The sequence below is a fragment of the Actinoplanes sp. NPDC020271 genome, from assembly GCF_044388125.1.
Classification (GTDB): Bacteria; Actinomycetota; Actinomycetes; order Mycobacteriales; family Micromonosporaceae; genus Actinoplanes.
The window spans coordinates 69130-94607 of the sequence record NZ_JBIRWQ010000019.1; the positions used below are offsets into that span (position 1 = coordinate 69130).

The 25478-nt window shown below is 70.7% G+C and carries 19 protein-coding genes; 3 read left to right on the top strand and 16 right to left on the bottom strand.

The annotated features are described in order from the left end of the window. Positions 1–127 precede the first annotated feature (127 nt). Complete coding sequence (locus tag ACH442_RS32945; protein ID WP_396342046.1) at positions 128–802, bottom strand: DedA family protein; 675 nt, start codon at positions 800–802, stop codon at positions 128–130. A gap of 125 nt (positions 803–927) precedes the next feature. Then, on the bottom strand, positions 928–1512 hold the full coding sequence (locus ACH442_RS32950; RefSeq protein ID WP_396342047.1) for a TetR/AcrR family transcriptional regulator: 585 nt from the start codon (positions 1510–1512) through the stop codon (positions 928–930). Positions 1513–1601: 89 nt separating this feature from the next. On the opposite strand from ACH442_RS32950, the gene ACH442_RS32955 reads away from it, so the two are divergent. Next, positions 1602–2480 (top strand): oxidoreductase, encoded by an 879-nt coding sequence (locus ACH442_RS32955; protein ID WP_396342048.1) that lies wholly within the window; start codon positions 1602–1604, stop codon positions 2478–2480. A gap of 56 nt (positions 2481–2536) precedes the next feature. Here the strand turns inward: ACH442_RS32955 and ACH442_RS32960 are convergent, their stop codons facing one another. From ACH442_RS32960 to ACH442_RS33020, 13 genes are all read right to left on the bottom strand, one after another. Continuing rightward, on the bottom strand, positions 2537–4249 hold the full coding sequence (locus tag ACH442_RS32960) for a tannase/feruloyl esterase family alpha/beta hydrolase (protein ID WP_396342049.1): 1713 nt from the start codon (positions 4247–4249) through the stop codon (positions 2537–2539). 27 nt (positions 4250–4276) lie between these two features. Next, positions 4277–4972: a hypothetical protein gene (locus tag ACH442_RS32965; protein ID WP_396342050.1), complete on the bottom strand. Its 696-nt coding sequence runs from the start codon at positions 4970–4972 to the stop codon at positions 4277–4279. Then, positions 4969–5937, bottom strand: coding sequence for an NAD-dependent epimerase/dehydratase family protein (locus ACH442_RS32970; RefSeq protein WP_396342051.1), 969 nt, complete (start codon positions 5935–5937; stop codon positions 4969–4971). Before ACH442_RS32970 ends, ACH442_RS32965 begins: the two co-directional genes overlap by 4 nt. Further along, positions 5934–7247: a nucleotide sugar dehydrogenase gene (locus ACH442_RS32975; RefSeq protein ID WP_396342052.1), complete on the bottom strand. Its 1314-nt coding sequence runs from the start codon at positions 7245–7247 to the stop codon at positions 5934–5936. Before ACH442_RS32975 ends, ACH442_RS32970 begins: the two co-directional genes overlap by 4 nt. Positions 7248–7272: 25 nt before the next feature. Continuing rightward, positions 7273–8079 (bottom strand): endo alpha-1,4 polygalactosaminidase, encoded by an 807-nt coding sequence (locus ACH442_RS32980; RefSeq protein ID WP_396342053.1) that lies wholly within the window; start codon positions 8077–8079, stop codon positions 7273–7275. Positions 8080–8231: 152 nt separating this feature from the next. Then, complete coding sequence (locus ACH442_RS32985; RefSeq protein ID WP_396342054.1) at positions 8232–9128, bottom strand: NAD-dependent epimerase/dehydratase family protein; 897 nt, start codon at positions 9126–9128, stop codon at positions 8232–8234. After that, positions 9128–9856 carry a sugar phosphate nucleotidyltransferase gene (locus ACH442_RS32990; RefSeq protein ID WP_396342055.1) on the bottom strand — a complete coding sequence of 243 codons (729 nt, stop codon included), beginning with the start codon at positions 9854–9856 and terminating at the stop codon, positions 9128–9130. Before ACH442_RS32990 ends, ACH442_RS32985 begins: the two co-directional genes overlap by 1 nt. A gap of 26 nt (positions 9857–9882) precedes the next feature. After that, entirely contained in the window at positions 9883–11412 is a 1530-nt protein-coding gene (locus ACH442_RS32995) for a hypothetical protein (protein ID WP_396342056.1), read from the bottom strand. A 114-nt stretch (positions 11413–11526) separates the two neighbouring features. Further along, the gene (gene pelF / locus ACH442_RS33000; RefSeq protein ID WP_396342057.1) at positions 11527–13032 is read right to left on the bottom strand and encodes a GT4 family glycosyltransferase PelF; all 1506 of its coding nucleotides are present in this window, start codon (positions 13030–13032) and stop codon (positions 11527–11529) included. Between the two features lie 31 nt (positions 13033–13063). After that, positions 13064–15196 carry a hypothetical protein gene (locus ACH442_RS33005; RefSeq protein WP_396342058.1) on the bottom strand — a complete coding sequence of 711 codons (2133 nt, stop codon included), beginning with the start codon at positions 15194–15196 and terminating at the stop codon, positions 13064–13066. Between the two features lie 659 nt (positions 15197–15855). After that, positions 15856–18171: a putative bifunctional diguanylate cyclase/phosphodiesterase gene (locus tag ACH442_RS33010; RefSeq protein ID WP_396342059.1), complete on the bottom strand. Its 2316-nt coding sequence runs from the start codon at positions 18169–18171 to the stop codon at positions 15856–15858. A gap of 407 nt (positions 18172–18578) precedes the next feature. Next, entirely contained in the window at positions 18579–19421 is an 843-nt protein-coding gene (locus tag ACH442_RS33015; protein WP_396342060.1) for a hypothetical protein, read from the bottom strand. Between the two features lie 112 nt (positions 19422–19533). Further along, entirely contained in the window at positions 19534–19809 is a 276-nt protein-coding gene (locus ACH442_RS33020) for a hypothetical protein (protein ID WP_396342061.1), read from the bottom strand. 158 nt (positions 19810–19967) lie between these two features. Here ACH442_RS33020 and ACH442_RS33025 point away from each other — a divergent pair, with 158 nt between their 5' ends. Beyond that, on the top strand, positions 19968–21365 hold the full coding sequence (locus ACH442_RS33025) for a family 43 glycosylhydrolase (RefSeq protein ID WP_396342062.1): 1398 nt from the start codon (positions 19968–19970) through the stop codon (positions 21363–21365). A gap of 61 nt (positions 21366–21426) precedes the next feature. Here ACH442_RS33025 and chvE read toward each other — a convergent pair whose 3' ends face one another. Beyond that, positions 21427–22560, bottom strand: a complete 1134-nt coding sequence (gene chvE, locus ACH442_RS33030; protein ID WP_396342063.1) for a multiple monosaccharide ABC transporter substrate-binding protein — start codon at positions 22558–22560, stop codon at positions 21427–21429. 187 nt (positions 22561–22747) lie between these two features. Between chvE and ACH442_RS33035 the strand changes: the two genes are divergently transcribed. Next, on the top strand, positions 22748–25477 hold the full coding sequence (locus ACH442_RS33035) for a hypothetical protein (protein WP_396342064.1): 2730 nt from the start codon (positions 22748–22750) through the stop codon (positions 25475–25477). Position 25478 lies beyond the last annotated feature (1 nt).

The window sequence follows — 25478 nt, forward strand, 5'->3', positions numbered from 1 at the left end:
ATGGCGCGACGGCTGTCACCGCCTTCGCGCGACCGCCCCCAGCGCGGCGACCAGACCTGGCGCGACGGCTGTCACCGCCTTCGCGCGACCGCCCCCAGCGCGGCGACCAGACCTCGCGCGACGGCTGTCACCGCCTGGCGGTCCGCTTGCGGCTGCGCAGGAACTCGACGGCGATCGGGATGACCGACACGGCGACGATCCCGATCAGGATGAATTCGATGTTCGACTTGACGAAGGCGATCTGCCCGAGGAAATAGCCGAGAATCGTCACGCCGCAGGCCCACAGCGTGCCACCGATGACGTTGAAGAGCAGAAACCTGCGGTAACGCATGTGGCTCGCCCCGGCCACGATCGGCGTGAACGTTCGCACGATCGGTACGAAGCGCGCGAGGACGATCGACCGCGCGCCGTACTTGGCGAAGAAGTCCCGCGCCCGGCTCAGATTCTCCTGCTTGAACAGCCGCGAGTCGGGCCGGTGGAACAGGCTGGGCCCGAACCGGCGCCCGAACAGGTAGCCGCACTGGTCACCGGCGACCGCCGCGATCGACACCAGCAGGCACATCAGCCAGAGCGACTGGTGCAGGTACGTCCCACCGGCGATCAGCAGACCGGCGGTGAACAGCAGCGAGTCGCCGGGCAGGAAGAAACCGATCAGCAGACCGGACTCGGCGAACACGATCCCGAGGATGCCGACCAGGCCGAACGTCGAGATCAGCCACTCCGGGTCGAGGAAGGTCATCGGCGGGGGATCCTCTCCAGCGGCGTCCGGCCCAGCCGAAGTGCCCGCCGTGAACCCCGGCAAACCTACATCACGTAGGAGAGCGAGGTCACCTCCCGAGGGTGCCGGAAGGGCCGGAGCAGGCGGCGCGGCAGGCCGTGGATCGGTGCTCGCTGCCGGGCGTTGCGCCGCGTCCGGGGCTGAGGGCATCAGGGAGTTCTTGAGGGTGTGGACCGGGTGGCGCTCAAGAATTCCTGCAGGGTCGTGGTGATGAGGTCGGCCAGCGTGTGCTCGTTTCCGGGCTGGTTCCACTGGTTGCGGGCGACGAAGAAGATCGCCACCGCGGTCCAGCCGGCGACGGTCGCGGCGGTCTCGGCGGTGCCGCGTTCGCGTAGCGCGGCGGCGATCCGGGCCGCGAGCGTGGATCGTTTGACCAGCTCGCGTTCCTGCAGCTCGGGGCTGGCGGCGATGACCCGGCCCAGCAGGACCGCGCCGTCGCGGAACTGTTCGTAGATCTGGTCGGCGGCGGCGGCCAGGCCGGCCACGGCCGCGTGCAGCGGGTCGGTTCCTTCGGGCTGGTTGCGGATCTCGGCGGCGATGAACTCCTCCGACTGGTCCTGGCCGGCGAAGACCACCTCGCGTTTGTCGGCGAAGTGGTGGAAGAACGTGCGCCGGTTCATCCCGGCTCGTTCGGTGATCTGCGCGACCGTCGTCTTCTCGAAGCCCTGCTCGTCGTAGAGCGTCAGCGCCGCGGCGCGCAGGCGCTCGAACGTGCCGGGTTCCCATCTCGCCATGGATCACAGTTTACGTGATTGCACTCAGTGGCATCATCGTTCTATCGTGATGCCACTGAGTGCAATCACGCACTGAACGGAGTCCTCCCATGGCCACATTCACCCTCCCCGATCTGACCGGGCGGACCGCGATCGTCACCGGCGCCAACTCCGGTGTCGGCCTGGCCACGTCCCGCGCCCTGGCCGCCGCCGGTGCCCGGGTCGTGCTCGCCGTGCGCAACACCGACAAGGGCGAGGCCGCCGCCCGCACCATCACCGGCGCCACCGAGGTGCGCCGCCTCGACCTGGCCGACCTGTCGTCCGTGCGGGCGTTCGCCGACGGCTGGACCGGTCCGATCGACCTGCTGATCAACAACGCCGGGATCACCGCCCCGGAGCTACGACGTACCGTCGACGGGTTCGAATTGCAGTTCGGCACCAACCACCTCGGGCCGTTCGCTCTGACCAACCTGCTGCTGCCGCAGGTCACCGGCCGGGTGGTGAGCCTGGCGTCGCAGGCCGAGCGGATGGGCCGCCTCGACCTGGACGACCTGAACAGCGAGCGTCGCCCCTACAAGCAGTCGCCGGCCTACAACCGGTCCAAGCTGGCGAACATGCTGTTCGTCGCGGAACTGCAACGCCGCCTGGACGGGGCCGGCTCTCCGGTGCGTGCGATGGCCGCCCACCCCGGGCTGGTGCGTACCGAGATCTACGCCCAGGCCGGCGCGGTCAGCCGGTTCATCGCCCGCTCGCTGGGGCAGAGCCCCGAGCAGGGTGCACTGCCCGTCCTCTACGCCGCTGCCGCCGACCTGCCCGGGGACAGCTTCACCGGGCCGAGCCGGTTCGCCCACATGATCGGCGACCCGGAGCTGATCAACCGCTCCGCGACCGCGCGCGACGAACAACTCGCGGCTCGGCTGTGGTCGATGTCGGAAAAGCTGACCGGCGTACGGTTCCCGCTCGCCGTCACCACTGGTCAGGAGCCGTAGGTACGGCTCCGCGGCCGGCTCCGGACTGGTCCGGCCGGGCGAGCCGTGGCGGGCGGTCAGCTCGGTTTCCGGGCCGGGGTGCAGATCCAGTGGCCGTCGCGCCATTCGCAGGTCTGTTCGTAGCCGGAGCGGAACGATCCCCGCCACGCGATGTCGTCCCGGTACCGGGTGGGCGGCGCCGCCGGTGCGAAGTTCACCGCGTCGTCGGTGCTGCCGCTGCCGTCGTAACGGGCGACGGCCGGATAGGGGTAGACCGGCCGGGTCCGTACCACGGTGTCGTCGTCCTGGCGTTGCGTGGCGACGAGCCGGTCGGGGGCGATGCCCTTCTCGACCCAGTCCAGGGTGGGTGTGAGCGCGTCGATCGCGTCCGGCCCTTGACCGCCACCGCAGTGGGCGACGCCCGGGAGCATGAACAGGCGGGCGAACTTCTGCGTCGCCGCCGTCCCGCCCATGCGTTCGACCACGGCGTGGTAGTAGGCGATCGTCCCGTAGGGGGTGATCGCCGGGTCGGCCCAGCCGTGCCAGAGCAGGAGTTTCCCGCCCGCGGCGCGGAAGGCGGTCAGGTCGGGGTCGGTGGCGTCGTAGATGCCGGCCCGCTGGTAGATCTCGCGGAACGTCGCCGAGTCGTAGCGCAGGTCGCGCAGTGTCAGCGACGGCCGGGCGCCCGGATAGGCGAGGTATCTCAGCGCGTTCGTCGCGTTGTTCGCGGCCACGGCCGGGGCGCCGTCGGCGGTCGGGGTGACCCACCGGGCCCAGTTCGCCTCCGAGCCGACGGGTTCGCCGCCCGGGTACATCAGCCGGCCGCGCTCGTCGCGTGGTCCGTCATACAGCTTGCGTACGGCCTCGACCTGCGCCCCGGTGAGGCAGCCGGCGCTGTCGGTCCCGGTCGCGCAGCGCAGGCTCCCCGGGTCGAACGCGCAGGCCCGTGGGTCGTCGATCTGCCCGTCGGCCAGTCCGTCGCGGGCGTCGCATTCGCGCAGGACCGCGGCGTGCAACACGGGCAGTTCGGCCGCGGTCAGGACCGGCCGGCCGTGGGCGTCGGTGTTGGCCGTGGCGTGCCAGCCCGTGGACCACACGATGAGCGAGGTCAGAATCGACGCCGGGGCGCCGGCGACGATGCCGTCGAAGTCGTGCGGGTAGCGCTGCGCCTCGGTCAGCCCTTCGTGGCCGCCTTGCGAGCAGCCGTCGAAGTACGAGTACCGCGGCCCCTGCCCGTAGTAGAGCGCGATGACCCGTTTGGCGACGACCGCGACGACGTGGTCGGCCCGGTAGCCGAAGTCGACCCGCAGTTGCGGGTCGGCCCCGAACGTCGCGTCGAATCCGGAAACCCCGACGTGTCCCTGGTTGTTGGTGGCCAGCACGAAGTCGCCCCGGTTCAGCGGCACGCACCCGTCGGACGCGTCGGCGTAGAAGTCGATGTTCCCGCAGAGTGACGCGCACCCGAGCTGCAGATAGCGTTGCCGCCACGTCGTGGCCGGCAGGAACACGTCGAACTGGATCTGCGGCGCCACGGTGCCCTTGACCTCGCAGGACGCCGATCCGTCGGGCGAGGTCGTCTCCGTCGCGGACGCGATGACGGCCGGGGCCCCGGCCGTTCCGGAGAGGTCCTGCCCGGCGAGGGCCGCGCAGTCGATCCTCGGCAGCACCACGGGCGGGCCGGTGGCGGAATCGGCGGCCCCGGCCACGGCCATGGGAGGCGTGGCCGGGCCGCCGCCGACGATCACGAGGACAACGACCATGGCCAACAGCGCACGTACCCGAGCGAGCATGCGTGTCCTCCTGGTACCGACCGCTTCTTACACCCGGGACAGGGCCCGGTCGCTGACCGCGCAGTGCATCCCGAACTGCCGTGCCCGCCGCACCGCCCAGTCGGTCAGACCGGGGCTGTCGGCGTAGTCGAGGGCGTACAGGTCGACCTGCAACTGCAGCAGTTGCTCGGCGATCTGTGCATGGAATTCCAGCACGTCCGGTGGCCACGGCGCATACCCGTCGTCGGTCCAGCGTGCCGAGAACGACTCGAACAGCACCCCGTCGACGAGTTCACCGAGCTGCGGCAGCATGCCGAACCCGCGGTTGGCCAGCAGGTATCCGGGTTTGGCCTCGTTGCGGATCGCGGCGATCAGCGTGAGCAGGTGCGGCACGTCCTCCGGAAAGGTCAGTTCGACGTTGAGCTGGTCCAGGAACAGCCCGCCGAACCCGGCGTCGACGGCGGCTCGCGCCTTGCCGACCACCTGCTCCACCCACTGCGGGTGGCCGACGTGGACGTACGCCCCGCCCCAGTCCGGGTTGCGCTCGGCGCGGTGCCACGGCGCGGGCGGCCCGTGATCCTCGGACAGTGACAGGTAGCCGAGGGTCCGCACGCCCTGCCCGCTCAGATAGGTGAGCTCGCCCGGGTTGTAGAACTCCGGCTGCAGTACGACCTTGGAGTACTTGGCCAGGTCGACGAGCCGCCCCTCACCGTAGTAGAACCAGATCGGCGGCCGCTCGGTCATGCCGGCCGCCCGTGGTCGCGGTACCAGGCGAACGTGGACCGGACGCCTTCCTCCAGGGTGACCGTCGGTTCGTAGCCGGTCAGCCGCCGCAGCCGGCTCAGGTCGGGGCAGCGCCGGTGCACCGAGCCGGGCGGCGCCGGGCTGGTCTCGATGGCCGGGCTGACCTGTGCCACCCGCAGCACCAGTTTGGCCAGATCACCGATGTTGGTCTCCTCGCGGTCGTTGCCGATGTGCACGATCTGCCCGGCCGCGTCGGGGACGGCCATCAGCCGGACCATCGCCTCGACCGCGTCGTCGACGTGGCAGAACGCCCGGAACTGGTCGGCGCCGGGCACCCGGAACGGGTCCTCGCCACCGGCCGCGCGCAGCGACATCTCCGGTACGACGTGGTCGGCCCCCATCCGCGGCCCGTAGACGTTGTGGAAGCGGCCCACGACCGCGTCGAAGCCGCGCGCCCGGGCGGTGTGCAGGAACGCGGCTTCGCCGAGGAGCTTGCTGACCGCGTACGCGAATCGGGGTGCCGTGATGTCGGAGATCATCGTCGGCACGGTCTCGGCGGTGGGCACGTCGACCACACCGGCGTCGACACCCCCGGCGTAGACCTCGCTGGTCGAGGCGAAGAAGACCCGTTCGCCCGGTGCCACCCAGTCGAGCAGGTGCATCGCGACGAGCGTGTTGACGCGGACGACGCGGGCCGGGTCCTGTTCGACGTTGCGGACGCCGACGACGGCGGCGAGCAGATAGATCTGGTCCCAGCGGTGCGGCAGGGCGGCGTACGTGGCCGGGTCGGTCAGGTCGGCGGAGACGATCCGTGCGTCCGGGTGGGCGCGCACCTCGTCGAGGTCGGTGTCGTGCCGGCCGCGGGAGAAGTCGTCGACGACGGTGACCTCGTGGCCGTCGCCGAGCAGTCGCCGGGCCAGGTGCAGTCCGATGAACCCGGCACCACCGAGCAGCAGGGCGCTCACGCGGCCGCCTCCTGGACGCGCGGCAGGTAGCCGAGGCCGGCGTAGCGGATGCCGGCCGCGCGGATCGCCGCACCGTCGAGGATCCGCCACGAGTCGAAGATGAGCGCCGGTCGGGCGTCGCCGAGCATCCGGGTCACGTCGATCGCGCGGTAGTCCGGGTGGTCGTTGATGACCAGGATCGCGTCGCTGTCGGTGAACGCCTTGTCGAGACTGACCGGTTCCCCGCCGTACTGCCGGATGGTCTCGGGTTTGACCATGGGGTCATGGCCGGTGACCGTGATGCCGGCGGCGGTGAGGGCGGGCATCATGGCGGCGATCGGGGTGCCGCGCATGTCGTCGGTGGGCGGCCAGCCCTTGTAGGCCCAGCCGAGCACGGCCAGCCGGGTGCCGTGCGTGTCGCCGCGGGCTTCGCGCAGCAGCCGCACGACGGTGTCGGCGACGTGGACCGGCAGGAACTCGTTGAGTTCGCGCGCCCGGCTGATCAGAAACGGTCGGTAGTCGCCGGCGCTGTCCAGCATGATGTACGGGTCCTTGGACAGGCAGCCACCGCCGACGTACCCGGGTTTGGCCAGGTCGGGCCGCGGATAGTCGACGTTGGTCGCGCGCAGCACCTCCAACGGGTCGAGGCCGTGCTGCTCGGCGATCAGAGCAACCTCATTGCCGTACGAGTAGATGAGGTCGGTGTGGCAGTTGTTGGAGAGCTTCACCAGTTCGGCCGCTTCCAGGCTGGACACCTCGACGATGCTCTGTGCGAGCCCGGCGAAGAACTCCACGCCCGCCCGCCGGGATGCCGGGTCGAGTCCGCCGATCACCTGCGGCAGCTCGACGAGTTCGCGCAGCGCTTGCCCTTGGATGGTGCGTTCGGGCGCCATCACGAGTTTCACGTCGTCGCCCCAGGCCGCGCGCAGTGCGGGCAGCACGATCTTGCGGCTGGTGCCGACCGGGACGGTGCTGCGGACCACCACCAGCGTGCCCGGTCGGCAGGTGGCCGCGACGGCGCGCGCGGCGGCGGCCAGGTTGGTCAGGTCGGGGCGGCGGGTGGCGTCGTCGACGGGGGTGGACACGCTGATCACGGCGACGTCGACGACACCCTGGGGGAGTTGCGCGGCGACGTGGATCCGCACTCCGATCCCGGCGGCGAAGATGTCCTCCACCCCGGGTTCGAAGATGTGCGAGCGGCCCTGGGACAGGGTGTCGATGACCTGCGGTGACGCGTCCGCGCCGTACACCGTGAAGCCTTTGTCGGCGAGAGCGGCGGTGAGCGTCAGGCCGACGTAGCCGAGGCCGACGACCCCGATCGTCATGGGCATGTGGTTCTCCTCCAGAGAGTGGCGGTCACGTGCAGGGCGGGGCGGTGCGGTCGAGGTCGACGACGGTGACCGTCCCGGTGAAGTGTTCGGCCCGGTAGCGGGCGCAGGCGGCGCGCACGTCGGCGGGCCGGGTGGCGTAGTCGACGCTGAGCACGAACTTGCCGCTGTCGCGCAGCGCGCGGGTCTCGGCGAGGTTCTCGGCGCAGTAGTCGGCGGTGCAGCGCTCGTCGGTGGCTTCGAAGAAGAGTTCTTCCATGCCGATGCCGTCGACCGCGGCGGTGTACCCGGGCTGCCGGCGCAGCTCGGGGGAGTTCTGCGGCACGATCAGGAAACCGGGCCGGCGCTGCTTGGCGTACCGGCTGATCCTCTCCACCAGGTCGGCCATCGCCCGGGCCAGCTGGTCGCGGTCACGACCCTGGGCGGCGGACAGGTCCAGCTCCTCGTAGGCCAGCGGAGTGTCCAGGTAGACCCCGTCGAAGCCGGCCTTCAACGCCTGGTCCACCCGCGGCCGCACGACCCGGTCCCACCAGCGCTGATCCCAGTACTGGACGAAGAATTCCCCGGGCCACTCGGACCACTCGTTGGCGATCAGGCCGGGCGCCTCCCGCCGCAGCACCGGGTACTCCGGCCGGAAATCCTCGATGCTGCCGATCTCGAAATACGCCAGGACCCGTTTCCCGGTGGCACGCAACCGGGTGATTTCGGCAGCGGAGAAATAGTCGCTTCCGGCGTCGCGAGCGAGGTCGACGACGACCGTCTGGAACGGACCGGCGGCGAGTTCGTCGAGGCGGCCACCGGGGTAGTCCTGCAATTGATAAGCCCAGGACTGCACGTTCGGAGGCGAAGACGATGGCGACGGTACGACCGTGGGAGTCCCGCGGCCCCGGCCCGCCCGCGTCGCCGGCCGGACAGCGAAGAGCGCCACCACGGCAATCGCCACCATCGTGACGACCGCGGCGAGCAGCCACGCGACCCGGGCCGGGATCACCCCGGTGCCCCCGCGGCCCAGATGTCCTTGATCGTGGTGGCCAGGTCGACGGCCGGCGTCCAGCCGAGCTCGGTGCGGGCCCGGCTGATGTCGGCCTGGATCCAGTCGACGGCGGCCGAGCGTTGTGGACCGCTGCCGTGCTCACGGATCTCCCCGGTGAACCCGGCCTGCTCGGCCAGCAACTGCACGGCGGTACGGACCGGGGCCGCCGCACCGCTGCCGGCGTTGTAGATCCGGCTCGGCAGGCTCGGCGTCAGCACCACCGAGCAGAGCAGCGCGGCGAGATCCCGGACGTCGACGAAGTCGCGGTACGCGCCCAACGGCCCGAGCACGATCTCGGACGCACCCAACTGTGCCGCCTCCCGCAGCCGCAGTTGCGCCCGGCCGAGCACGTTCTCCGCGGACTGTCCGGGCCCGATCGGGTTGAACACGCGCACCGACACGGCGTCGACCCGGCCGGTACGGGCGGCCAGCTCGAACAGTCGCGTGCCGGCGAGGTGGCTGATGCCGTACGCGCCGATCGGTTCGGTGGGATCGTTCTCGGTCACCGCGTGGCCGTGGGCGACCACGCCGTACTCACCGGCCGAGCCGAGCCGCACCAGCCGGGTGCCCGGCGCGGCCGCCTCCACCGCGTCCAGCAGCTTCGCCGCGACCAGCGTGTTGGCGCGGATCAGTTCCTCGTTGGTGCCGCCGAGCCGGCCGACGCAGCAGATCACCGAGTCCGGCGCGGTCTCGCGCAACAGCCCGGTCAGCCCGTCGCGGTCGCCCTCGACCAGGTCGTAGCGGGCGCGGCCCGGGCTGATCAGCTCCCGCACGCCGGGATCGGCCTCCAGAGCGGCCCGCACGTGTGCGCCGATGAAACCGGACGATCCGAACAACAGCACTCGTGACATCAGACGGGCTCCTCTTGGCGCTGGCGGAACAACACTGGTCTGAGCTCGGCCAGCCGTCGGTTGGCCTCGTCGTAGTCCTCGGGGCGGCCGATGTCGAGCCAGAACCCGGTGAACGGGTAGGTGTCCGGGTACTCGCCGCGGGCGAGCAGATCCAGCACCAGCTGGTCGAAGCCGAACGCGCGGCCGGGCTGGTACGGCGCGAGGGTGCGCCGCGACATGCCGTACACGCCCATGCTGACCTGATAGCGCAGGTGCGGCTTCTCCCGGAAGCCGACGATCCGGGTCGACTCCACGTCCAGCACCCCGAAGTCGATCTTGTGGGTTCGTTCGGCGACCGCGACGGTCAGCCCGGTGCGGGCGAGCTCGTGCCGGTGCAGCAGATCCCCGTAGTCGAGATCGGTCAGCACGTCGCCGTTCATCACCAGGAAGTGCTCGGGCAGACTGTCCCGGATGTTGAACAGCGGCCCGACCGTCGAGAGCGGCCGGTCCTCCTCGACGTAGTCGACGCGCAACCCCCAGCGGGCGCCGTCACCGACGTACGCCCGGATCAGCGGGCCGAGATGGTTGATGGCCAGCGTGACCGAGCGGAAACCGCAGTCGGCCAGCTGGTTCAGCACGATCTCGAGGATCGCGTGGTTGTCGCCGATCGGCATCAGTGGCTTCGGCAGCGTGGTGGTGTACGGCCGCAGCCGTACCCCTTTGCCGCCCGCGAGAATGACCGCGTGCATCGCAGATCTACCTCCCAGTCGTCGATCTACCGGTAGTGGCGTGCCTGGCTCACCAGCGGGGCCAGGCCGATCAGGAACAGGGCCTGCAGCCCGAGGACGCTGCCCAGGTAGAGCGCCGTGTCGACGGTGGCCGAACCCGGCGGGTCGACGATCGGGCCGGCGCCGAGCAGCACACCTCCGCCGACGTGCACCGCGATCGCGGCCAGCAGGGACAGGCACAGCCACAGGTGCCGTTCGAAGCCGGCCAGCAGGAACGCCGTCAGATAGGCGCCGCCGAGCACGACGTGGGCCGCCGTCATGAGGATCCCGGCGGCGGTGAGCTTCCCGATCGCGGCCAGCGAGCCCAGCAGCGCGATGGCCGGCACCACGGTCACGGCGAGGCAGGCGAGGGTGTCGCCGAGGATGCGCCGCCAGACCGCCGCCCGGAAATCGGCCGGCCGTCCGATCCGATGGGTCAGCCCGACGACCGCGCCGCGGAAGTGCTCGGCCCGCCACTCGACGAAGCCCATCACCAGGATCAGCGGTGCCGCCGCGGCCGCCACGTCGAAACGCGTCAGCAGGTACGGCGCCTGCGCGTGCAGCAGCAGCGTCGCCGAGCACAGCCCGTAGCAGGTCACCCCGGTGATCCCTCGCCGCCAGGTGGTGAGGACCGGACCGCCGGGCAGCTCGTCGCGCTCGCCCCGGCCGCGGGTCGACGCGAGCGCGACGACGTACGCCGCGAGCACCCCGGCCACCGCGGACGCGATCGCCGCCGGACGCGCCGGTGCGCCGGCGATCAGGTAGACGCCGCCGCCCACGACCGCGGGCAGCATGGTCGCGGCCAGCCGGCCCTCCTGGCGGTAGAAGACCAGCACGGTCCCGGCCATCTGATACGCGAGCTGACCGGCGGTGAGCAGGATCAGCGCGGTCCCGCCGCCCGTGACGGCGACGACCGTGGCACCGGCCGCCGCGCCGATCAGCGGCCCGGCCAGGGTGGTCCGGGCCAGCAGCACGGCCGCCGCGCGTGGCCGGTACGCGCCGAGCAGCTTGTAGGCCGCGTACGCCGCGGTGCCGGAGTACATCCAGCCCAGCCCGCCGGCCAGCGCGAGGGCGAGCACCAGCGACCGCTGCCCGAGCACCGCCAGCACGGCCGGGAAGACCACACTGGGCAGGGCGTAGAGCGGGCCGTGGGCCAGCACCCGCAGGGTCTCCCACCGGCCGCGGGCTCGGGCGGGCGGCCCGGAATCCTCCAGGGCCTGCGGGCCGAGGCGCCGGAAAACCTCGTCGGCCAGCACGAACACGTCGGTGAAGCCGTACTCGACCCGGGCGATCCGGTCGGTGCAGCCGTCCGCCTCCAGCGCGGCGGCCACCTGCAGCCCGTCGACCGCGCGGCGCAGCCGGGGCCGCAGCCGGTCGACCAGTTCGTCGAGCGGGTCGGTGGAGATCTGGGGCAGCACCACCGGGTGCAGGACCGGCGCCGGGTGCTCCCCGGCCGTGAACCGCTTCCCGGCCGGATGCTGCCGCGGTGGCTTCTTCCCCGCGGTGACCTGCGGAGTTTCCACATCTCCGCCGCTCATCGCGACACCTCTGTTTCGCTGTGGTGTCGCCGTGGGGACCGGTTGGCGAGTCCGCTCATCGCGACACCTCTGTTTCGCTGTGGTGTCGCCGTGGGGACCGGCTCGCGAGTCCGCTCATCGCGACACCTCGCCGAGCCCGCGCAGGTGCCGCGCTTCTGCCCCGGCGGTCAGCGGGACGACCAGGCCCTCATAGACGTTGCGGTACATCTGCAGTGACTGGCTGAGCGTGAAGTGGTCGAGGACCCGCTGCCGGGCCGCGATCCCGAGGTTGCGCCGCCGCTCGTCGTCGCGCAGCAGCGTCAGGCAGGCCTGGGCGACCGCGGCGTGATCGCGCGGCGCCACCACGATCCCGGTGTCGCCGACCGCCTCGGCCACCCCGCCGACGTTGGTGCACACGGTCGGCCGCCCGCACGCCATGGCCTCCACCACGGTGTACGGGAAGCCCTCGGAGATGCTGGTCAGCGCCACGATGCTGCCCGCGTGGTAGGCGTCGACGGCGTTGCCGATCCGCCCCTCCAGCACCGCGGCGCCGGTGAGCCCGAGCTCGTCGATCAGCTGCACGCACGACTCGTGGTAGAACCGGTTGACGGCCGGCGTGCCGCCGAAGATCCGCAGGCGGGCCTCCGGCATCTCCGCGCGTACCAGGGCGAACGCGCGGATCAGCGTGTGCAGGTCCTTGAGCGGGTCGATCCGGCCCATGAACGCGATCGTCGGCGTCTCCGGCTCGCCGATGGCCGCCGGGAACTCGGCCGGTTCGACGCCGTTGTACATGGTCCACATGCGTTCCGGTTCGGCGCCGTTCTGCAACTGCCACCGCCGGTTGTACGCCGAGTGCGGCGCCAGCACGTCCGAGGTCAGATACGCCGCCCCGGCCAGCGACCGGAAGAAGCTGAGGACCAGCACCCGGACCGCGTGCGACGCGTCGCCCTCCAGATACGACATGTACCGTTCCCGCAGGTAGATGCCGTGCTCGCTCATCACCGACGGGGTTTCGTAACGCCACTTGGCGGTCATCGCGACCAGCGTGGACAGCCCGTTCATCGAGCAGTGCACGATGTCGGCCTCGACCACCGGCGCGCTCAGCGGCCGCAACATGTGCTCGATCAGCCACGTCGCCTGCAGCGCGTCGGCGAGTGTCGGCGCCGGCTCGCTGTCGGAGACGCGCAGGTCGCCCCAGGCGTCGATCATCATGCCGAGCGCCTCGTTGGACATCAGCGCCGCACCGAGGTCACCACCGGCGGCGGCGTACTCGTAGAACCCGCGCAGCGCCAGCAGGAACAGGCCCCGGTTGGTGGCGCCCTCCTCGGGCGAGGTGGTCTCCAGCGGCGTGACGAGTGCGCGCAGGAAGACCTCGTACGAGTCGGTGAACGCGGCACCGGGCCGCCCCCGCCCGGCCCGCCGGGGGCGGTGGTCGTCGGGACCACCACCCCACAGCGGGATCGACTGCACCCGGTCGAGGTTGCCCGGCACCGGGAAGACCGGCTCCTCGGTGCCGTCCACGGTCAGCGCCACTACCTGCCAGCGGTAGTCCGGCATGCCCCGGATGAGCTGCTCACACCAGATGCTGACGCCACCCATGGCGAACGGGTAGGTCCCCTCCGACACCAGTGCGATGCGCACGTGCGGCCCCCGTTCCCGCGCCGGCCGCCGATCAGACCCGCGGCGCCGCGGGCAGTGTCACCGGAGTTCCGGCGGTCAGGGTGACCTCGGTGGTGCGGTCACTGCCGTACGTCGTCGTGTTCGTCGTCTGCACACCGCCGGCCTGCAGCGTTCCGGCCAGCGGCGAGCTGACCGTCACCGTGCCCGCCACCCGGTCGTAGACCGCGTCGGCACCGGCCGCGAGCTGCGCGAAGTGGGCGGTGCGCACGCTGGTGTACGCCCCGATCTGCGACCACGTCTCGTTGAGCAGCGGCACCGCGTAGTACGAGCTGTACTTGGCGGCCACCGTCGTCACCCAGTCGTTGACCAGGCTCTGCCCACTGCCGTAGTCGTGCACGTTGGCGATGTGGAACGTGTGCGTATTGATCCCGCCCGCGGCCACGTGCTGCAGGCCGACCCCGGCCTCGTAGTCGACGATCTGCGCGTACGTGCGGTCGGTCGGCCAGTACGGGAACCTGCCGTTCGGCCCGTAGAAGGAGTTGTAGAACGCGGTCTCCTCCTCCGGGGTGGTCACGAAGTAGGCGATGTTCGTCGGCCAGTCCGGCACCACCGACAGGCTCGGCTCCAGCGGGTGCACGATCCCGGCGTTCAGGTGCGGCGGCTGGTGACTGGCGAACGACATGTTGCCGTGCAGATACTTCACGCCCAGGTCCTTGGCCGCCTGCAGCAGGTTCGGGTTCGACCCGGCCAGCCCGTGATCGACCGGGACCCCGGTGTCGTCGTTCGGGTCCACGGTGTAGACGCCCAGCCCCGAGTACTCCGGGGTCTTCAGCACGTCGTCGGGCGCGGCCAGCCCGATTGCCGCACCGGCGTTGCGATTGTCGAGGATTTCCGCGTACGTCGTGGCGTAGTCCGTCTGGTTGAGTTCCGGGTGGTTGAGCGTGTGGTTCAGCCACCGGAAGTTCCCGGCCAGGCACTTGGTCGTCGCGGTGAGCTGGTCGATCCCGCCGTCCGGGCTGCACGTGTTCCCGGCGAACGGGTCGATGTCGGCGCCGTTGAACGCCAGGTTGTACGTGAACCCCGAGGCCAGCGGGTACGTCGTGCGCAGCGCCGCCTGCTGGGAGTTGAGGTTGACCGCCTCGTGCCCGGAGACCTGGTAGCCGGGGGTGTACTCGACGTGCCCGTCCGGGTAGTAGTGGTCGGCGGTGTTGAACCAGTCGTCGACGTCGACGTTGAGGTGATGCCGCTGCTCACCGAGGAACAGGCCCTTGGTCGTCCACCGGAACAGGCCGTAGACCAGCAGGTCGGACTGCACCAGGTACTGGTTCGAGGTGAACGTCAGCGCGATCCGCTCGCGGCCGTCGGCCGAGGTGGTGCGCACGCCCAGCACGTCACTGCCGCTGGTCGCGATCGCGTCGGCGGCGCACCCGGTGGCGATCGAGGTGCGGTAGACGTACGACTGGGTGATCGGGACGGTGACGTCCGCCCGCAGGTAGTCGAAGACCCCGGCACCGGCCGTCGTCAGGTTCAGGTTCAGCGGGGTGTCACCGACCGACGTCTCGCCGGCCGAGCGCAGGCAGTAGTCCTCGGGCCAGGAGCCGTAGCTGGTGTAGAGCGCGGCTTGGCGGACACCGAAGTTGCGCTCGTAGGCCCAGAGCAGGTTCCACTCGGTGCTGTCCAGGCCGTTGAGGTAGGCGCCGCCCGAGGCATAGAGCAGCATGCTGTTGGTCAGCAGGATCGCGTTGTACTTACCGGTGCCGTCCGCGCGCACCAGGGTGTTGGTGGTGACCGCGGTGTCGGCGCTGTAGAGCACGTCGTAGGCCGCACCGACCCGGTCCAGGGTGGTTTTCCAGGTGGGCACGCCGAAGTCGTCGGCGTTGGTCGCCACGACCAGCGCCCGTAGCGCCACCCGATCGTTGCCGGCCACGGCGGCGGCCCGCGCGCCCAGCGTGTTCGCGGTCTGCACCGCCACCTTGCCGGAGCGCCGTGGCAGCGGGGCCGGCCGGGTGGCCGCTGGACGGGCCACGGCACCGAACCCGGGTACGTGCGGGGCGGCTGGTGCGGGCTTCGGCGCGGCGGGCTGGGCGGCGGCCGGCGTGGCGACGGCGGCCACCAGCAGAGCGGCGCAGAGGGCGGCCAGCAGCGTGCGCAACGGCCTTCGGGACGTGCGAAGGGCAGGAGTCATCGGGCGACCTCCAGGACGGGCAGACGAGTGAGCGGGGCCCTGCGAGCGTGTGCGGTGGGCCGGCTCAGACGTCCGGAGGGATGGGCCGACGGCGAGTCTAAGCAAGATTTAAGGATTTTCCGGCGGGTGCTCGACCGCATTTTGTTTGCTGTCGCGAAGCGTTGACCCGGGCGCGGGGCAATGCTAGCGGTCCTCTTTTGAGATCGTCCCGGGTCGATTCGTCAACATTTCTGTGGTCGCCGGTCCACACCCTGACATGCCGTTTCCGTGTTTGATCCGTAACGGTCTGCAAGCGGACCCGTGACAAGTTGTCCGGGCAATGCTGTGCGCGGAGACTTGTCGGCATTTATCGCTTTTCAAGCGGAGAAGCGCCGGCTCGCGAGCTTTCCCGCAAAGCGAACGAAAGCTCTTTGGTGGAACCTTGACGCGAGCGCAGGTGAATGCCACACGAAAGTGTCGTCAAACTGATGCGAATGGTCCGAAACTCTGAACGGCGAGCTGATTGTCCATTCGCTGCCATTGATGTAAGAAATGGCGTGTTCGAAGTATCGGCCGGCTGGGCGATATGACGTCAGGCGCCGTCGGTCGTAGCCCGCGCGCTGACCGAGCCGGCCACCGGCCGGCGCGACGTGTGAAGGCGGCCACGGTCCCCGGCCCGCTCAGGCCACCCCGCTCGCCACCGCCGTGGTGTCCTGAGCGGCCAGGTGGGCGGCGATCTGCTCGGCCGCCATCGGCCGGGCGAGGCGGAAGCCCTGGCCGTGCCGGCAACCCAGGTCACGCAGAATCTGGAGCTGGTCGCCGGTCTCGATGCCCTCGGCGATGAGGTCGAGGTCGAGGGCATGCCCGAGGTTCACGACGGCCTCGCCGACGGTACGGTCGGCGCCGGTCCCGGCGATGCGGGCGACGAACGACTGGTCGATCTTGAGGATGTCGATGGGCAGCAGACCGAGGTAGCTGAGGTTGGAGTACCCGGTGCCGAAGTCGTCGACGGCGATCCGGATGCCGAGACCACGCAACGCATTGATCTTGCTCAGGGTCACGGTGTCGTCGTGGATCAGCACGTGTTCGGTCAGCTCCAGGACGAGCCGGTCGGCCGGGAAGCCGGTCTCGGCGAGGATGCCGGTGACCTCGGTGACGAACCCCGGCCGGCGCAGCTGGGTGGCCGACACGTTGACGGCGACGGTCACCTCGTCCGTCCGCCAGCCCTGGCTCTGGGTGCAGGCCCGGCGCAGCACCCAGGCGCCGAGGGCGACGACCAGGCCGCTCTGCTCGGCCAGCGGGATGAACGCGCCGGGGCTGAGCAGCCCGCGCTTCGGGTGGGCCCAGCGCACCAGGGCCTCGACGCCGTCGGTCGCCCCGGTCCGCAGGTCGACGACCGGCTGATAGTGCAGGACCAGCTGGTCGTTCTCGATGGCGTGGCGCAGCTCCGCCTCCTGGGCCCGCACGTCCAGCCCGGGGTGGTAGACCTCGTAGCGGCTCGCACCGGCCCGCTTGGCCGCGAACATCGCGGCGTCGGCCTGCTGCAGCAACTCGTCGGCCGAACCGGCGGTGCCGGTGAGAGCGACCCCGATGCTGGCCGACGTGTGCAAGTGGTGCTCGCCGTAGACCACCGGCTCGCTCAGCGCGCCGAGCAGGACCCGCGCGATGCGCACGGCGTCCTCCGCGCCGGTGACCTCGTCGAGCACGAGGATGAACTCGTCGCCGCCGAGCCGGCCGGCCAGACCCAGGCCGCTCGCCACCCGGTCGAGCCGCTGGGCGATGGCGACCAGCAGCGCGTCCCCGGCGTCGTGGCCGATCACGTCGTTGATCTCCTTGAACCGGTCCAGGTCCAGCAGCAGCACCGCCGCGCCACGGCCGGTGGCATTCGCGCGGTCCACCGTGTCGGCGAGCCGCTGCTGAGCCATGCGCCGGTTCGGGATCGCGGTGAGCTGGTCGGTCACGGCGAGGGCACGGTTCTCGCGCAGAGCCGCCAGCTGCCGTACGACCACCGCGCCGGTGACCACGACCGCGCCGATGATCAGCCCGCCCAGCGGGAACAGCGAGGTGTGCCGGGAAGCGACCAGCACCAGCACGTAAGCGGCGGCGACCGTCACATACGGCACCACGGTGACGCCCGAGGCCCGGGTGTCGGTCGTGGCCTCCCGCTCCTGCTCGTGGTCGGCGCCGGGCCCGGCGTTCCTCTGCTGCAGGTAGGCGCTGACCGCGAACAGCGTGTTGCCGGTCAGCCAGAACAGATCCGGCCAGTTCCCGCCGGCGAACGAGTTGTGCAGACCCTCATAGGCGTACGCGATGTCGGCGACCACGAAGACCAGCATTCCGGCGATCAGGACGCGCAGCGCCTGCCGGCTCGCCGGGACCGCCCCGCGCATCAGCACGATCGCCATCCCGCAGATCGCCATCAGATCCCCGCAGGGATAGGCGATCGACACCGCGGCCGCCAGCGGCTGCGCACCGGCGACGGCGATGGTCGGACCGAGCACGAAGTACCACATGATCATCGCGACGCTGACCGCCGTGACCACGATGTCGAGCATCAGCTTGGCCCGGCCACCACCGCTGCGCCGGTCGACCGGGGTCAGCATCAGCCCGGTCAGCAGCAGCGGGAAGAACGCGAGATAGCCGAGGTCGGCGAGCGACGGGTACGGACTGGTGTGCAGCACGGCCTCGATGACGAACCAGGCCGTGTTGGCGAAAGCCTCGCAGGCGAACGCCGCCGTGATGAACCACCACGCCCGCCGGGTCCGCCGACCCAGACTCCGGGAACGGCACACCCCGAAGCCCAGGACGACGCTCGCCAGGCTGATCGGCACGTACGTGAGATCGGTGACCCAGGTCCGCAGCTCCGCGCTGCCCAGCCCGGTCGCGTAGAAGACGAGGAACGCCACCAGCATCCCGCACGCGCCGAGGATCAGCGCCGTGCTCCCACGGGACAGCACGCCCGGCCGGGCACGACGCGGAGCGAGACGATTCGGCATGACCACGCCATCGTCACGCCGCCACCTCGGTCTGAGCGAAGCCGCGCGGGCGGGTGGGAGCAACCTGGTAGCGGTCCGCTGGTAGAAAGATCGGACGATCCGGCGGGAGGCACAAAGGTGGAGTCCGACTCACCGGGCCGGGCCGGAACCCGGACGACGGCGACCTGCTCGACGGCCTGACCGCGGTGCCGGTCGGGGACCGGGTCGCGCTGTTCGCCGCCGACAGGCACCACCTCTACCGCTTCGACACCGCCGACGGCGCTCCCTGGCCCGCCTCGGCCTGACCGGACAGCCTGCCGCGACCTCCGCGGCTTCCCACCTGACCAGCGCGGTATCAGCGGCAGATCCGTGCACCCGATCACGGCACGGCCACACGCGGCACGAGGCCGGTTCATCGCTACGCGCGTTCAACCGGCTGGTCGCGGTGACGCCCACACCAGGAGCGCGGGGGCGGCCAGGACGAGCAGGATGCCGGCGGCGGTCAACGCGACCGTGGAAGGTGAGGTGGCCGGCGTTCCGTATCCGTAGGCGCACGTCATGAACACGCCAGGCTCCGGCTCGGGAGACAGATGCTGCAACTGGACGATCGGGCCGGCGACCCGCTCGACGGCGAACAACGCGGGTACATAGGCGAGCGCACCGCCGGCCATGAGTGCTGTCATTCGTGCCCGACCGCCAGCAGTGCGGGTCATGCTCAGGACCGTCAGCGCGACCGCAGCAGCCAGAGTGAGTATCGCCGGCGTGGTGCGGTCCAGCAGCTCGGTACGGTCGTCGGCTGAGTAGATCGGGTAGAGGCCGATCAAGACCGCTGGGGTCGACACCAGCGTGACGAGCAGGGGCCGGTGCCAGCGATGCAGACCTGGTCGTGAGGGCAATGCTGACACCGCCAGAATCCCGCAGATCAGGGCGCCGAAGTGCAGTGCCGCCGCGAGCTGGCTCAGGCGCAGCCGGCCGGTCCAGTACTCGGTGACCGCCTCGTCTGCGACTGGGCAGCCGTCAGGAGCCGTGGGCGCCGGATTCGGATAGGTCATCCAGGTCGCGGCGAGATCGGCCAGAGCCGCGCCGGCCAGCAGCAGGCCGAGGAGGCTCAAGGCGCGGTGCCGGCCGGTCAGTGCTGCGCCTGCGGACAAAGCCAGCATCGCCACGATCTCGGCACCGTATCGGATCACCGGCAACTCCATGCCGGCGCCCGTTGCGGAGACGACAGCAGCTGTGCCGAAGACGGCGATCGCAGGGGTCGGTGAGTTCACGAACGAGGATTCTGCACCAGGCAGGTGTCCCGAAGCAGGGATCAGCCCTTCTCGGTTGGTTCGGTCAGCGGTGCCGCCGGGAGGGCCGGAGGCCAGAGACCACCATGCCAGATCAGCGCCCAGACGGTGTCGACCTGGCCGACGCCCAGGTGGCCGGGCCGGTGAGCGACGGCCCGGCCACCGGCTCACCGGTGGCCGGATCCCAGAGCTGCAGCTGGCCGTCGTTCTCGGCGACGGCCAGCAGGAGACGGCCGTCGCGGTCCGTGACGACGGCCGCCACCTCGGCGTCGACGTCGATCGTGAGGCGGGGCCGTAGCCTGCGCCCGGGCCGCGCCCACGAGTGGCGGACCCGGAGGTCGCCCGGCCGATCGATCTCCGCATCGTCCATACCGGCCGCCCCTCCCGATCCGCGCCGACCGCCAGGTCAACCAGTGGTCGCACCCCGACAGTTGCTCCGGTACCGGCCCGGCTGAGCGGCGCTCGGCGGCTCGGCGGGTTAATTTACGAGCATCTCTGGCCGAGATCCACCGACTCACTGGAGGACCCGTGTTCCGATCCCGTGCTCTGCGCGGCTTCCTGCTTTTCACCGCCGGCCTGCTCACCGTCACGGCCGCCGCACCCGTTCCGACCCTGGCCGCGATGCCGCACGAGACCGTGCCGACGGTCAAGGCCGTGGTGTCCGGGCCGGTCATCGACGAGAATTTCGCCGATCCGGACGTGATGAAGGTCGGGCGTACCTACTACGCCTACGCCACCAACAGCGACGGCCGGCACATCAAGTGGGCCACTTCCACCGATCTGGTCACCTGGACGGTGCAGGCCGGTGACGCGCTGCCGACGCTCGGTGCGTGGGCCGACTCCGACTGGACCTTCCCACCCGGCGGTACCGGTGATCACGGCGTCTGGGCGCCGGAGGTGTTCGCGACCGGGCCGAAGAGTTTCGTCATGTGGTACACGGCCCACGACCGTACCTCCGGAAAGCAGTGCATCGGGGCCGCGACCGCGACGTCGCCGGGCGGACCGTTCGTGCCGCGCGACGCCGCGCTGGTCTGCACCCCGGAGATCGGTGGCGCGATCGACGCCTCCTCGTTCAGCGAGAACGGGCGCCGCTACATCCTGTGGAAGAACGACGGCAACTGCTGCGCGCAGGACACCTGGCTGCATCTGCAGCAGGTCAGCGCGGACGGCCTGCGACGCACCGGCACCGAGTCGCAGCTGATCAAACAGAACAAGCCCTTCGAGGGTACGTTGGTGGAAGCGCCCACCCTGTGGAAGCACGGCCGGACGTACGTGTTGTTCTACTCGGCGAACTTCTTCGGCAACGGCAGCTATGTGAGCAGCTATGCGACGTCGCCGAGCTTGCGCGGGCCGTACACCAAATCGGATGTTCCGCTGATGACCACGGACGCGTTCGCGGGTGCGGTGCGCGGGCCCGGCGGGCAGGACGTGGTGACCGGGCCGGACGGGCGGGACCGGATCGTCTTCCACGGCTGGGATCCCACGTTCACCTACCGGGCGGTCTACTCGCAGCGGCTGGACTGGCAGGGCAGCCGTCCGATCGTGGCGGGCGCGCGGATCCGCTACGAGGCGGAGGACGCGGACTTCACGCGGGCCAACGCGCGGTACGCGGCCGGAGGTGCCAGTAACGGGGCCGTGGTCGGTGGCATCGACTTCGCCGACAGCCGGGTCACGTTCACCGTGTACGTGCCGCGGGCCGGGGTGTACCGGCTCTCGACGCGGTTCGCCAACGGCTCGGACGGCGGGGCGGCCGGCCACACCCTGGTCGTCAACGGCGTGGCGGCCGGCACCGTCGACTACCCGGTCACGGGGTGGGACAACTGGCAGACCAGTGAGCGGGACGTGACGCTCAAGGCCGGGACGAACACGATTTCGTACGGCAAGGGGGCGAATTACGCCGAGTTGGACGCCATCGACGTCGCCTGATCGTCCGCCGGTCACCGTCCTGCGGGGACGGTGACCGGCGTGACGCCGGGAGCCGGCTTCGTCACTGCAGTTGGGTGCGTTGGTAGAAGCCGCTGTCGATCAGCGCCTTCTCATAGTTGGCCTTGTTCACGATCGTGGTGTCGAGCAGCATCGACGGCACCACCTTCACCCCGTTGTCGTAGTCCTTGTCGTTGTTCGTGGCGGGCTTGCCGCCTTTCAGAATCGCGTCGGCCATCTGTGCACTGGTCTTCGCGAGATCGCGGTAGTCCTTGAAGATCGTGGAGTACTGCTCGCCGGCGATGATCGATTTCACCGAGGCGACCTCGGCGTCCTGGCCGGTGATCACCGGATAGGGCTGCCCGGCGGCGCCGTAGCCGTTGCTCTTGAGAGCGGAGACGATCCCGACCGACAGGCCGTCGTAGGGTGACAGCACCCCGTCCACCTTCAGGCCGGCCCGGTAGGTCGACGTCAGCAGGTTCTCCATGCGGTCCTGCGCGGTCCGGGCCTGCCACCGCAGGATCGCGATCGTCTTGAAATCGGTCTGCCTGCTCGGCACCTTGAGCGTGCCCTTGTCCAGGTACGGCTGGAGGACCGACATCGCACCGTTGTAGAAGAACGTGGCGTTGTTGTCGTCGGGCGAGCCGGCGAACAGTTCGATGTTGAACGGGCCCTTGGCGGATCCGGGCGTACCGTCGGCGTTGCGCAGTTTCAGGCCGACGAGCAGCGAGGTGGCCTGCTGCACGCCGACCTTGTAGTTGTCGAAGGTGGCGTAGTAGTCGACGTCGGGGGACTTGAGGATGAGCCGGTCGTAGGCGATGACCGGAATCTTCGCGGCCGCCGCGCTCTGCAGTTGCGAGGTCATCGCGGTGCCGTCGATCGATGCGATGATCAGCAGCTTGGCGCCCTTGGTGATCTGATTCTCCAGCTGGTTCACCTGGGTCGGGATGTCATCCTCGGCGTACTGGAGGTCGACCTTGTAGCCGAGCGCCTCGAGATCCTTCTTGACGTTCTCGCCGTCACCGTTCCACCGCTGCGACGCTCGCGTGGGCATGGTGACGCCGATCAGGGCTCCGGTATTGTCCGCGGCGCCGGCGGCCGCCTGTTTGTCGGCGTTCTTCTCGCTGGAGCCGCAAGCGGCGGGCGAGCAGGCCAGTAGGGCAGCCGCCGCCACGATGACGACGCGGGACAGTCGCATTCACAGCTCCTTGCTGTTCCGGGAGTTGCTGTTGTTCAGGGATGGAGAACGCCACCTCGGCGCGATCTACTGTGGAGAGGGGCGGCTTCCGACCTTAGGTAGCCGCGGGATGTTCAGCTTCGGCGCCGGGAACTGAACAACGAACACCGGACACGGCGCGGCGGTGCCGGCATGTGGTGGAGGTGACGTGCCCCGACAGGAACGCCCGCTGGAGTCCGAGGACACTCCGCTGCTCCGCTTCGCCGGTGACCTGCGCCGACTGCGCCTCGGGGCCGGCCGGCTCTCGTATCGGGAGCTGGGGAAGCGGACGAACTATTCGGCGGCGGCATTGTCCGACGCGTTGTCCGGCCGTCGTCTGCCCAGCCTGGCCATCACCCGTGCGGTCGTCCGGGCGTGCGGCGGCGACGCCGGCGCATGGACCGAGCGGTGGCGGCACCTCGCCGCGGCGCTACCGGGCAAGGACTCCGGCGCAGCCGCTCCGTACGTCGGGTTGGCCGCCTATCAGGTCGACGACGCCGATCGGTTCTTCGGCCGCGAGGCGGTCACCACGGCCCTCGTGACGCTGGTCGGTGAACGGCCGTTCGTCGGGGTCTTCGGCTCCTCCGGTTCAGGTAAGTCGTCGTTGCTCCGGGCCGGGCTGGTCGCCCGCACCGAGAGCACCCCGATAGTGGTCACACCGGGGGCGGATCCGATCACCGAGCTGGCGGCGGCCGTGGCGCAGCTCGCCGACGAGCCGGTGGCCCGGGTCCGCGGCGACCTGGCCGCCGGCCCCGAGGCGTTGCGCGGCTGGCTCGCGAAGGCCGGCGGCGACGTGCTGCTGGTGGTCGACCAGTTCGAGGAAGTGTTCACGGTCTGCGGTGAAGCCGGCCGGCTCTGGCTGATCCGGGCACTGACCGGGGCCGCCGGGCCGAAGGCTCGCATCGTGATCGGGGTGCGCGCCGACTTCTACGGCCATTGCGCACGGTATCCCGAGCTGGTGACCACGCTGCATCGCGCGCAGATCCTGCTCGGCCCCATGTCGACCGAGGAACTGCGGTCGGCGGTCACCGAGCCGGCCGCGCACGCCGGGGCGACGATCGAGACCGCGCTGGTCGCCCGCCTCATCGCTGATGTCGCCGGGCAGCCGAACGCGCTCCCGCTGGTGTCGCACGCGCTCGCCGAGACCTGGCAGCGCCGCCGGGGCGTGGTTCTCACCCTGACCGGTTACCAGGACGCGGGCGGTATCGACCACGCGCTCGCCCGGACCGCCGAGTCCACCTTCGAGCAGCTCACCCCGGACGAGCGGCAGGCTGCCCGGCTGTTGTTCACCCGTCTGGTGACGCCGGGCGACGGCGTCGAGGACACCAGACGACGGGCCCGGCGGGCCGACCTCGCCACGCCCGGCGCCCTGCTCGATCGCCTTGCCGCCGCCCGGCTGATCACCATCAACCGCGACAGTGTCGAGCTGATCCACGAGACACTGCTGAGCGCCTGGCCGCGGCTGGCCGGCTGGATCGCCGCCGACCGGGAGAACCTGCGCGTCCAGCATCGGCTCACCGAGGCGGCCCTGGCCTGGGAGGAACACAGCCGGGACCCCGACCTCCTCTACCGCGGAGCGGTCCTCGACCAGGCGGGTGCCCTGCGGGATCGGCTCAACCCGCACGAACGCGAGTTCCTCGACGCCGGCCTCCGCGCCGACCGGGCGCGGGCGCAGGCCGGCCGGCGCGCCGCCCGCCGCCTGCGCCGGCTCGCGGCCGGGCTGGCCGCCCTGGCGGTCCTGCTGGCCGGCACGACGGTGGCCGCGGTGGCCGCGCAGCAGCGGGCGACCCGGCAGCGCAACGAGGCGCTCTCCCTGCGGGCGTCCGCCACCGCCCGCGACATGATCGCCGGGCGGCCCCGTGAGGCCGCCGGACTGGCCCTGGCGGCCTATCGGCTCGCACCCACCACCGAGGCCCGTGACGCGCTGGTGCTGGCGAACGCGGCCGCCGGCGCCACCACCCTCGGGCGCGGATTCGTCGAGCCACCCGGCCGGTACGCGGCCACGTACGCCGCTGAGTCCGGCGACGAACAGCTCTGGCGGCGTGACGGCCGGGCGTGGCTACCCGCGGGCCGGCTGCCCACCGCGAGTAGCTACCGGTACCTGAGCAGCGGCGACGAGCAACGCGCGATCTATCGGAGCGGGCCGGACCACTCCGAGCTCTGGGATCTGACCGACCTCGACCACCCGCATCGGATCGCGGCGCCGGACGGCCTCGGGAGGTTGGACGGCATGGACCACCACGGCTCCCTGCTGAGCGCGGTCGGTGCCGACGGGTCGGCCCGGGTGTGGCGGCCGGCCGATCAGGTGGCACGCCGGCTGCCGGTCGTCGGCGTCGTCGGCACCGCCGTGCTCGCCGACGGCTCCGGCATCATCGTCAGCCGCCGCGACGGCGACCAGGACGTCATCGAGAACTGGACTCCGGACGGCCACCTGACCGCGACCGTGCTGCGCGTTCCGCACCCGGCCGTCGTCCGGGCCGGGCCGGGCCAACTGATCGCCGTCACCTCGTACCTGGGCAACGCCACCATGACGATGGTGAACGTCGCCGATCCGCTGGCGCCACGGGTCGTGGCTCGCGCCGACGGATTGGACGAGACCGCCGTCGCGGCCTTCGACGCCGGCGGGCAGACCGTCGCCGTCGTCGACGGTGCCGAGGCCCGGGTCTGGGACGCCCACAGCGGCCGGCGACTGCTTCTGCTGCGCGTGCAGGGCCTGCGCCTGAGCTCACCCCGCCTCGACGGCGACAGGCTCTCGCTGCTGGACGGCAAGTCGGGGCTGTGGCACATCGACAGTGACCTCGACGCCGTCATCCGGCGGGCCTGCACCGACCCGGTCAGCGTCGATTGGAGCCGGGACTTCCCCGGCGCGGAACCGGTGCCGGTGTGCACCCGGCGATGAC